Here is a 10,134-nt window from a genome sequence, read left to right as displayed (position 1 = left end):
GAAGAGCAGCTGCGCTTTGCGGCCTGCTATTGGCACAGCTTCTGCTGGAACGGCTTCGATCCGTTCGGCTACGACGGCACCTTCGAGCGCCCTTGGCAAAAGATGGCCGACCCGATGGAGGCGGCGCGGGCCAAGGCCACGGTGGCCTTCGACTTTTTCAGCAAGCTGGGCCTGCCGTATTACTGCTTCCATGATCGCGACATCGCCCCCGAAGGCGCCACCCCGCGCGACAGTGTTGACAACCTGCGCCGCATGGTCGACGTGGTCGGCGAGCACCAGCAGCGCACCGGCATGAAGCTCTTGTGGGGCACCGCCAATGTGTTCAGCCACAAGCGCTTCATGAGCGGCGCGGCCACCAACCCCGACCCCGAGATCTTTGCCCTGGCCGCGCTGCAGGTGAAGGAGGCGATGGACGCTACCCTGAAGCTCGGCGGTGAGAACTACGTGATCTGGGGCGGCCGTGAAGGTTACGAGACCCTGCTCAACACCGACATGAAGCTCGAGCTCGACAACCTGGGCCGCTTCTTGAAAATGGTTGTCGAGTACAAGTACAAGATCGGCCTCAAGGGCCCGATCCTCATCGAACCCAAGCCGCGCGAGCCGACCAAGCACCAGTACGACTTCGACAGCGCCACCGTGTTCGGTTTTCTCAAAGCGCACGGCCTGGAGAACGAGGTCAAGGTCAACATCGAAGCCAACCACGCCACGCTGGCCGGCCACAGCTTCGAGCACGAGATCGCCACCGCCATCGCGCTCGGCATCTTCGGCTCCATCGACATGAACCGCGGCGACATGCAATGCGGCTGGGACACCGACCAGTTCCCCAACAACGTGGCCGACACCGCACTCGCGCTGTACTACATCATGAAGGGCGGTGGCTTCACCAGCGGCGGCCTCAACTTCGATTCGAAGGTGCGCCGCCAGTCGCTTGACGCCGAAGACCTGTTCCACGGTCACCTCGGCGGCATGGACGTGGCGGCCAAGGCGCTGCTCGCGGCCGAGCAGATGATCAAGGACGGTGGCCTGGAGCGCGAGCTGCAAACGCGCTACGCCGGCTGGGAAGGGGGCCTCGGCCACGAGATCCGCCAGGGCAAGTTCGGCCTGGCTGAGTTGGCCCAGCGGACGCTCGCGCGCAACGCCGACACCGCGCCGCGCTCCGGCCGACAAGAGGCGCTGGAAAATTGGGTCAACCGATTCGTCTGAGTCAGAGGCAACGATTTTCATGACGAACGTGAACCAGAACCCGCCGATCCAGAACCCGGTCTTGCCGGGCTTTCACCCCGACCCGTCGATCTTGCGGGTGGGGCGCGATTTTTACCTCGCCACCTCCACCTTCGAGTGGTGGCCTGGCGTGCGCATCCACCACTCGCGCGACCTGGTGCACTGGCAGCACCTGTCGTATGCGCTCACGCGGCGCAGCCAGCTCGACATGCGTGGCAACCCCGACTCGTGCGGCATCTGGGCCCCGTGCCTGAGCCACCGCGATGGCACCTACTACATGGTGTTCACCAACGTGCGCAGCATGACCGGCGCCTACAAGGACACGCCCAACTACGTGGTCACCGCGCCGCACCCGAGCGGCCCCTGGTCGGAGCCTGTCTACCTGCACAGCCGTGGCTTCGATCCCTCGCTTTTTCATGACGACGATGGCCGCAGCTGGGTCGTCAGCATGCAGTGGGACCACCGTGCGGGGCGCAACCCCTTCCACGGCATCTTGCTGCAGGAATACAGCCACGAGCAGCAGTGCCTGGTCGGCCCGGTGAAGAACATCTTTGCCGGCAGCCCGCTCGGCTTTGTCGAAGGCCCCCATCTCTACAAGCGCGACGGTTGGTATGTGCTGATGACCGCCGAGGGCGGCACGTTCTACGGCCATGCGGTGACCATCGCGCGCTCGCGTTCCATCGACGGGCCTTACGAGCTGAGCCCGCATCACCCGCTTCTCACGGCCCAGGGCGAATCGCCCGCTGGCCTGCAGCGTGCCGGGCACGCCAGCCTGGTTGATGCCGGCAACGGGGAGTGGTACATCGCGCACTTGTGCGGGCGGCCCTTGGAGTGGCGAGACAGCGCGCCGAGCGAGCCACCGCTCGACTACGACGCCGAGGGCCTGCACAGCATCCTCGGCCGAGAGACGGCTCTGCAACGAGTGGAGTGGACACCCGAGGGCTGGCTGCGCCTGGCGCAGGGCGGCGTGGCGCCGCAAAGCACGCTGCCCGCACCGGCGCTGCCGCCGGCACCGATCGAGCCTGAAGCAGCGCGCGATGAATTCAGCGGCCCCGACCTGTCGGGCCACTGGAACACGTTGCGCGAACCCTTCGATGTGTCGTGGATGTCGCTCAAGGCACGGCCTGGCTTCTTGCGCCTCACCGGCCGCAACTCGTTGATGTCGACCTTCGAGCAAAGCCTCGTGGCCCGCCGCCAGCAGCACTTCGACTGCGAAGCCGAGACCGTGGTCGAGTTCGCTCCCACCGTGTTCCAGCAGATGGCGGGCCTGGTGGCGTACTACAACACGCAGAACCACGCCTACCTGCACGTGACCCACGATGAAGTGGTGGGGGGGCGCGTGCTGCTGTTGTCGGTCAATGACGATGGCGCGCTGCGCGAGCCGCTGCCGGCCTTGCCCATTGGCGACGCGCCACGCGTGTGGCTGCGGGTGCGCTTCGAAGGCGCGGCCTTCCGCTTCTTCTACGCGCTGGCCGAAGGCGAATGGCAGCCCTTTGGCGAGCCGCTGCCGTCGAAGATGCTGTCAGACGAATACGCCACGCGGTTCGACGACGGCTTTGCGCGCAGCTTCGGTTTCACCGGCAACTTCATCGGCCTGGCCTGCCAAGACCTGAGCGGCTCGCGCCTGCACGCCGACTTCGACCACTTCAGCTACCGCAGCCTCACGCCGTGACGGTCTCAAGCAGCGCCTCCCCCCAGCAGATGGCCAACGCGATTCGTGCGCTGGCGATGGACGCGGTTCAGCAGGCGAACTCGGGCCACCCCGGCATGCCGATGGGCATGGCCGACATTGCCGTGGCCTTGTGGCACGGCCATTTGCGCCACAACCCGGCCCACCCCGAGTGGCCCAACCGTGATCGCTTCGTGCTGTCGAACGGGCACGGTTCGATGCTGCTCTACGCGCTGCTGCACCTGAGCGGCTACGCGCTGCCGATGAGCGAGCTGAAGCGCTTTCGTCAGCTGCACAGCAAGACACCCGGCCACCCCGAGCGCGGCTACACGCCGGGTGTGGAGACCACCACCGGCCCGCTGGGGCAGGGGCTGGCCAATGCGGTGGGCATGGCCCTGGCCGAGAAGCTGCTTGCCGCCGAGTTCAACCGCGACGGCCTGCCGGTGGTCGACCACCACACCTACGTGTTCGTCGGCGACGGCTGCCTGATGGAAGGCATCAGCCACGAAGCCTGCTCGCTCGCGGGCACCTGGCAGCTCGGCAAGCTGATCGCCTTTTACGACGACAACGGCATCTCCATCGACGGCCATGTGCAAGGCTGGTTCACCGACGACACGCCGGCACGCTTTCGCGCCTACGGCTGGCAGGTGATCGAGGTGTGGACGGCCACGACGTGGCGGCGGTGAGCGCCGCCATCGAAGCCGCCAAGGGCGAGGCCGCGCGCCCGACGCTCATCTGCTGCAAGACGGTGATCGGGCAGGGCGCGCCCACCAAGGCCGGCACGCACGACTGCCACGGCGCCCCGCTGGGCGCAGCCGAGATCGCCGCGGCGCGTGAGCGCATGGGCTGGCCACACGCGCCCTTCGAGATCCCGGTCGATGTGGCCGCTGCATGGGATGCCCGTGTGCGCGGCCGGCGCGCCGAAAGCGAATGGGAAGAACTGATGACGGCCTACCGCCGTCGCCACCCCGAACTTGCGGTCGAGCTGGAGCGCCGCCTGCGCGGTGATTTGCCGAGCGGCTTCGAGCCAGCCAGCGCGGCACTCGTGAGCGAGGGGGCCGCACGCGGCGAGACGATTGCCTCTCGCAAGGCCTCGCAGAACGCCATCCAGTCGTTCAGCGCCTTGTTGCCCGAACTGGTGGGCGGCTCGGCCGATCTCGCCCCCTCGAACCTGACGCAGTGGAAGGGCTGCCGCGCTGTCACCGCGACGGAGCACGGCAACTACCTGCACTACGGCGTGCGCGAGTTCGGCATGGCCGCCATCCTGAACGGCCTGGTGTTGCACGGCGGCGTGCGCCCGTTTGCCGGCACCTTCCTGATGTTTTCGGAGTACGCACGCAACGCCTTGCGCATGGCCGCGTTGATGAAGATCGCGCCGATCTATGTGTTCACCCACGACTCCATCGGCCTGGGCGAAGACGGCCCGACGCACCAGCCGGTGGAGCAGACCGGCACCCTGCGCATGATCCCCAACTTCGACCTTTGGCGCCCGTGCGACGCCGTGGAGACGATGGTGGCGTGGCAGCAGGCGGTGCTGTCGCGCGACCACCCGACGGCGCTGGTGCTTTCGCGCCAGAACCTGCCGCACCAGCCGCGTGATGCAGGCGGGCTGGCCGACATGGCACGCGGCGGCTATGTGCTGCGGCGAGAGCGCTCGAGCCTGCGCGTGGTGTTGATCGGCACGGGTTCGGAGGTCACTCTGGCCTGCGAGGCCGCTGAGCAACTTGAAGCCTTGGGGCACGGCGTGCGCGTGGTGTCCATGCCTTCGGTCTTCGCCTTCGACCGCCAGACGCGCGACTACATCGACGCCGTGCTGCCCGTCGGCGTACCCCGCGTGGCGGTGGAGGCCGGCCACCCGGAAGGCTGGTACCGCTTCGTCGGACTCGAGGGCGCCGTGGTGGGCATCCAAACCTTCGGCGAATCGGCGCCTGCCCCGGAGCTGTATGAGCACTTCGGAATCACCGCAAGCGCGGTGAAGGATGCGGCGCTTGCCGTCATCGCGCCGTCGACTTGCTGATTCGTGAAGGCGACCGCGCCCGAGTCCGATGGTGTGATCGAAGTCCGTCTCCGCCAGCCGATTTCTGGCAATGAACCCGAACCACTGCCGCTGTTTCGCCGGGTCGGCCGCGAACTCCGCTCGCAGTGCCAGCGGTGGGGCGTGCAGTAGTGCGGTTTGCCGCCGATCGCGATGAGGCGATGGACGAGCTGATCGATTGGTTGACGTTCTACAACCATCGCAGGCTTCACTCCACGCCGGGCTGCATCAGCCCGAAGAGGTTCGAAGAAAGCTGGCACGCGGGTCAGTCCAGGAAACCCGGGCAACCAAGTGGCTGTAGACAACGTTCGACGAGAGCAAGGCCAGTTTGCTGATTGGCAGCGAGACGCAGAAAGTGCTGACGCACAGCAGGATCCCCGTGGTGGTGTATCGGTAGGCCTTTCGTTCGCCAGGTGCTGCCCCCTGATGGAACGCTGCGTGCGTTCGGTCGCCAACCTGACGCGGCGCGACGGATGCGACTTCATGGCCTGGGCTGCCACGCACACCTTGCAGCTGAGCACGACGACCTGCGCGCCGGCTGCGTCTCGGGCGCTTCGGTGCTGTCGCGATTGACGGGTTGATTCTCGTCAACGTACGCAATCGGTGCCTCGCGCAGACTGGCCCCTTCGACGTCGCCAGCACACGCCGACGCACCGCTCTGGGTGCCGACCGTGGGGGCGATGTGTCGTCTAGGAACTTGCCTGAGCAAAGGAACCGCACCCATGGACAGGGCACCCCATTTGATCGCAGCACCGAGCGTCGACGAAGCGCCGCCCACCCATCCGCTGGAGCGCGCCGCGAGCGGTTGGCTCGGGCGCATTGCGGCCGATGCCCCCGAACTCGAAGCGCGCTGGGCGACCCTGGATCACGCGGCACGCGCCGCCGTCGTTTCAGTGACCGGTGGCATCTCGCCGGTATCGCTGGCCGCCGCCTACGCCGACTGGGCGATGCACCTCGCACTTGCACCCGGCAAGCAGGCGCAGCTGGTCGAGAAGGCGTTCAAGAAGGCGCTGCGCTGGGGACTGTTCGCGTACGGTGCGCTGCGCCCCACGTGCGAGCCGTGTATCGATCCGCTGCCTCAGGACAAGCGTTTCAGTGACGCGGCGTGGACCGCCTGGCCTTACAACCTGATGGCACAGAACTTCCTGCTCACGCAGCAGTGGTGGCACGTTGCCACCAGTGGCGTGCCGGGAATGACCCGCCACCATGAGGACATGGTGAATTTCGGCGCGCGGCAATGGCTGGACCGCCTCGCACCATCCAATTTCATCGCCACCAATCCAGTGGTGCTGGCCGAGGTGGCGCACCAGGGCGGCGCCAACCTGTGGCAAGGCTGGCTCAATGCGCTCGATGACTGCCAGCGCACCGTGACGGGCAAGCAGCCAGCCGGTGCCGAGGCTTTTGTGGTCGGCAAGGACGTCGCGGCCACGCCCGGCAAGGTGGTGCTGAAGAATCGGCTGATCGAGCTGATCCAGTACACACCGACGACGCCACGGGTGCATGCCGAGCCGGTGCTGATCGTGCCGGCGTGGATCATGAAGTACTACATCCTGGATCTGTCGCCCCACAACTCGCTGATCCGCTACCTCGTCGATCAGGGGCACACGGTGTTCGCGATGTCGTGGAAGAACCCCGATCCTTCCGACGACCCGCGCGACCGCGATCTCGGCCTGGACGACTATCGCCAGCTCGGTGTGATGGCCGCTCTCGATGCGGTCGGTGCGGTCGTCGAGAGGGGTCCCGAAGCCCGTGTTCATCTGGTGGGCTACTGCATCGGAGGCACGCTGGCCGCGATCGCCGCTGCGCAGATGGCACGCGACGGCGACACCAGGCTGGCCAGCCTGAGCTTGCTCGCCGCGCAGACCGATTTCGAGGATCCGGGCGAGATCTCCCTGTTCGTCGACGACAGCCAGGTCGCCTTCCTGGAGGACAGCATGCGCGAGCGCGGTTTTCTCGACGGCAAGCAGATGGCCGGCGCATTCCAGATGCTGCGTTCGAACGACTTGATCTGGTCGTACCGGCTGAATAACTATCTGCTCGGGCGGCGTCGGCCGGCGGGCGACCTGACGGCCTGGAACGCCGATGCGACGCGCATGCCCTACCGCATGCACTCCGAGTACCTGCGCCAGCTCTTTCTCGACAACCAGCTCGCCGAGGGGCGTTACGTCGTCGATGGCGAGCCCGTTGCGCTGACCGACATCCGCACGCCGGTCTTTGCGGTGGGCACGCTCAGCGACCATGTCGCGCCCTGGCGCTCTGTGTTCAAGATCCACATCCTCACCGTCACCGATGTGACGTTCGCACTGACCAGCGGCGGACACAACGCGGGCATCGTGTCCGAACCGGGGCACGCAAACCGCAGCTACCAGTTGCTGGAGCGCCGGCGCGGCCAGCGGTATCTGGATCCCGAGGCCTGGTTGCAGGCTGCGCCGCAGTCCGGCGGCTCGTGGTGGCCGGCATGGCAGCGTTGGCTGGCCGAGCACTCCACCGGGCAGCTCAAGCCGCCGTCGATGGGTACGGCGGCCCATCCACCGCTGGCCGAGGCGCCTGGCAGCTATGTTCATGTGGCGTAGCTTGCGCTGGCGCAAACCGCTTGTTGCCAACGCTTCACTCGCACCCTGTTCAGCCGTGATTCGCCGATCGACCCGCTGGTTCCCCTGGCGAACATGGAGCACCCCGAGAGTCGGCTCAAGGGCAGCGAGTTGGCCAACGACCGCCCGGGCCACGAAGCCACCGACAACAGCAGCGGGGGGCAACCGCTACCAGCCGCGCAGCGATGTGCACCGCAAGGGACACCAGCGGTTTGCGCGCGAAATCGCGCAGCGATTGCGCGGCACGCCCAGCCGGTCGAGGGTGGACAACCGAATTGAGTTCAGAAGACGGCGGCCAGTACGACCGTGGCGTAGCCCGAGTTGGCGAAGTCATACATCGCCCAGCCAAAGACTTCGTGGCTGCAAAGCCCGGGTTGAGTGATTGCTGCGAAATGAGCGAGCCTGCCCTTCAGCCATCGAGTGTCGGCTCTGTCAGGGCGGCCGTGACCGCCTTGCGCGCCGCATCGCGCACTTCGAGCGCGTGGTTCCAGCCCGGCCCGGCCGCTGCGATGGCCGCGCCGACCGTCACCCGGATGGCGCTGCGATTCGGCAGCCAGGCGTTGTCGCGCAGCAGCGAGCGGGTGCCGTTCAGGGTCACCGGAACCAGCGCGCACCCGGTCTCGGCGGCAATCACGAAGGCACCGAGCTTGAAGGGCTGCAGGCCGCTGGCACGCCCGAACGTGCCCTCGGGGAAGAACACCATCGATTCGCCGGCACGCACGCGTGCCTGCAGCGATTGCGTGTCCAGGGCGCCTTGCGCGGCATCGAAGCGGTCGACGAACACGGCGCCCAGCCGGCGCAGCGCCAGGCCGATCAAGGCCACATCGCCCAGTTCGCGCTTGGCGATGAAAGAGAAGTCGGGTGGCAGCACCGCACCCAACAGGATCGCGTCGAGATAGCTGGCATGGTTGGCGACCACGATGCGCGGCCCGGCTGCCGGCAGCCGATCCAGGCCTTCCACTTGCAGCGGCAGGCCGATCAGGCGTATCGCCAGGCGCGCCAGCATCCAGGCGGCACGCCGTCGCAAGGCCAACCCCGGCAACAGCATCACCGCACACCAGGCCACGGCACTGAGCGAGCAGAACACGGCCCAGGCCCACAGGCCCCATGCCCAGTGGCCGGCCGAGCGCGATGCGCGGTGCACCCGTGCCGCAGCGGCGGTGGCCGCAAGCGCAAGCCATTGCTGCCACGGCGGACGTTGTGTCTCGCCGAGCCGGCCCTGCTCGTAGAGTTCGCGGCAGGCGGCACGGCGGAGTTTGCCGCTCGATGTCTTCACCACCGTGCGCGGCAGCGCCAGCACCACGTCGTCAGCGGGCGCGCCGAGCAGGGTGACCGACAACGCGGTGATGGCCTGGATCAATTGCCTTTTCTGCTCGGGCTCGTTAAGCGTGGTCTCCGCGAGCACCACCAGCCGCTCGGTGCCGCTGCGCGGGTCGGAGGCCGCAAACACCGCCACGCCGCCCTTGCGAATGCCGGCAAGCTGGACCACCGCGGACTCGAGTTCCTGCGGGTGGATGTTCAAGCCGCCACGAATGATGATGTCCTTTTTGCGCCCGGTGAGAAACAGCTCGCCGGCAGCCATGTAGCCGAGGTCGCCGGTGTTCAGCCAGTCGCCGTCGAACAGGCGTTGGTTGGCGGCCGGGTTGTTCAGGTAGCCCTGGGTGCTGGAGGGGCCGCGGAATTGCACCTGCCCCTGTTCACGCTCGGGCAACTCGCGCCCGCCGGCGCCGACGACACGCAGCTCATGGCCGGGCAGCGGCAGCCCGCAGGAGACGATGCGCAGCGGCTGCGCGTCGTCCGGCCGCGCCGGTATGGCGACGCCATCATGGGCCAGCGCGGCACGGTCGATGCGGTCGATCACAGGCCCGCGTCCCACCGGCGGGAAGCCGAGGCCGAGCGAGTTTTCGGCCAGCCCGTAGACGGGAGTCAGCGCCTCGCGTGCGAAGCCGCAGCGTGCAAAGCGCGCCGCGAAGCGCTCCAGCGTGTCAGGGCTGACCGGCTCGGCGCCGTTGAAGGCCAGTCGCCAGCACGACAAGTCCAATCGATCGAGGTCGGCGTCCACGAGCTTGTTCAAACACAGCTCGTAAGCGAAGTTCGGCGCCGCCGACACCGTGCCGCGGTGCTTGTGGATCGCCTCGAGCCAACGCGCCGGCCGGGCCAGGAACGCCAGCGGCGACATCAGCACGACCCGAAAGCCGATCGTCAGTGCGCCGAGGCAGGCGCCGATCAGACCCATGTCGTGGTACAGCGGCAGCCACGAGACGAAGGTGTCGGCGTGGCTGATCTGCGAGGCACGCCACATCGCGCGCAGGTTGGCCAGCAGGTTGGCGTGGGTCAGGATCACGCCCTTGGGGTCACCCGTGCTGCCCGAGGTGTACTGCAGGAACGCGACATCCGACGCCGCCAGTGCCGGCCCTGAAAGAGGGGCGGGGTGTGCATTCGGTGACGTGGCATGGGCCAGCGACAGATCGGCCACCGTCACGACGCTGCGCAAGGCTTCGACCTGGGCCCGCAACAGGTGGGCCAGCGGCTTGGCGCGGTCGACGGTCACCAGCACGCGCGCCTGCGAATTGAGCAGGATGCCAGCAATGCGATTCAGGTGGTCCTCGAGCTGCGAG

General features: G+C 67.3%; 4 protein-coding genes and 2 pseudogenes. 5 read left to right on the top strand and 1 reads right to left on the bottom strand.

Annotated features, from left to right (window positions below):
* From xylA to RMO40_RS05255, 5 genes and pseudogenes are all read left to right on the top strand, one after another.
* A partial coding sequence (xylA, locus tag RMO40_RS05275) for a xylose isomerase (RefSeq protein ID WP_309717313.1) occupies positions 1 to 1,203 on the top strand: 1,203 nt, incomplete at its 5' end.
* Between the two features lie 19 nt (positions 1,204 to 1,222).
* Positions 1,223 to 2,893 (top strand): family 43 glycosylhydrolase, encoded by a 1,671-nt coding sequence (locus tag RMO40_RS05270; protein WP_309717310.1) that lies wholly within the window; start codon positions 1,223 to 1,225, stop codon positions 2,891 to 2,893.
* Between the two features lie 29 nt (positions 2,894 to 2,922).
* A pseudogene (gene tkt / locus RMO40_RS05265) lies at positions 2,923 to 4,907 on the top strand (transketolase).
* A 134-nt stretch (positions 4,908 to 5,041) separates the two neighbouring features.
* Positions 5,042 to 5,260, top strand: a pseudogene (locus RMO40_RS05260) (hypothetical protein); the annotation flags it as partial.
* Between the two features lie 387 nt (positions 5,261 to 5,647).
* Entirely contained in the window at positions 5,648 to 7,498 is a 1,851-nt protein-coding gene (locus RMO40_RS05255; RefSeq protein WP_309717307.1) for an alpha/beta fold hydrolase, read from the top strand.
* Positions 7,499 to 7,925: 427 nt separating this feature from the next.
* On the opposite strand, the gene RMO40_RS05250 is transcribed toward RMO40_RS05255, so the two are convergent.
* Positions 7,926 to 10,134 (bottom strand): AMP-binding protein (locus tag RMO40_RS05250; RefSeq protein ID WP_309717304.1); only part of this gene is annotated, 2,209 nt, incomplete at its 5' end.

Origin of the sequence: Rhizobacter sp., assembly GCF_031412075.1 — a bacterium.
In the GTDB taxonomy this organism is placed as follows: Bacteria; Pseudomonadota; Gammaproteobacteria; order Burkholderiales; family Burkholderiaceae_C; genus Rhizobacter.
Note: the sequence above shows the minus strand (reverse complement) of the source record. Positions and strands in the feature narration are given on the sequence as shown.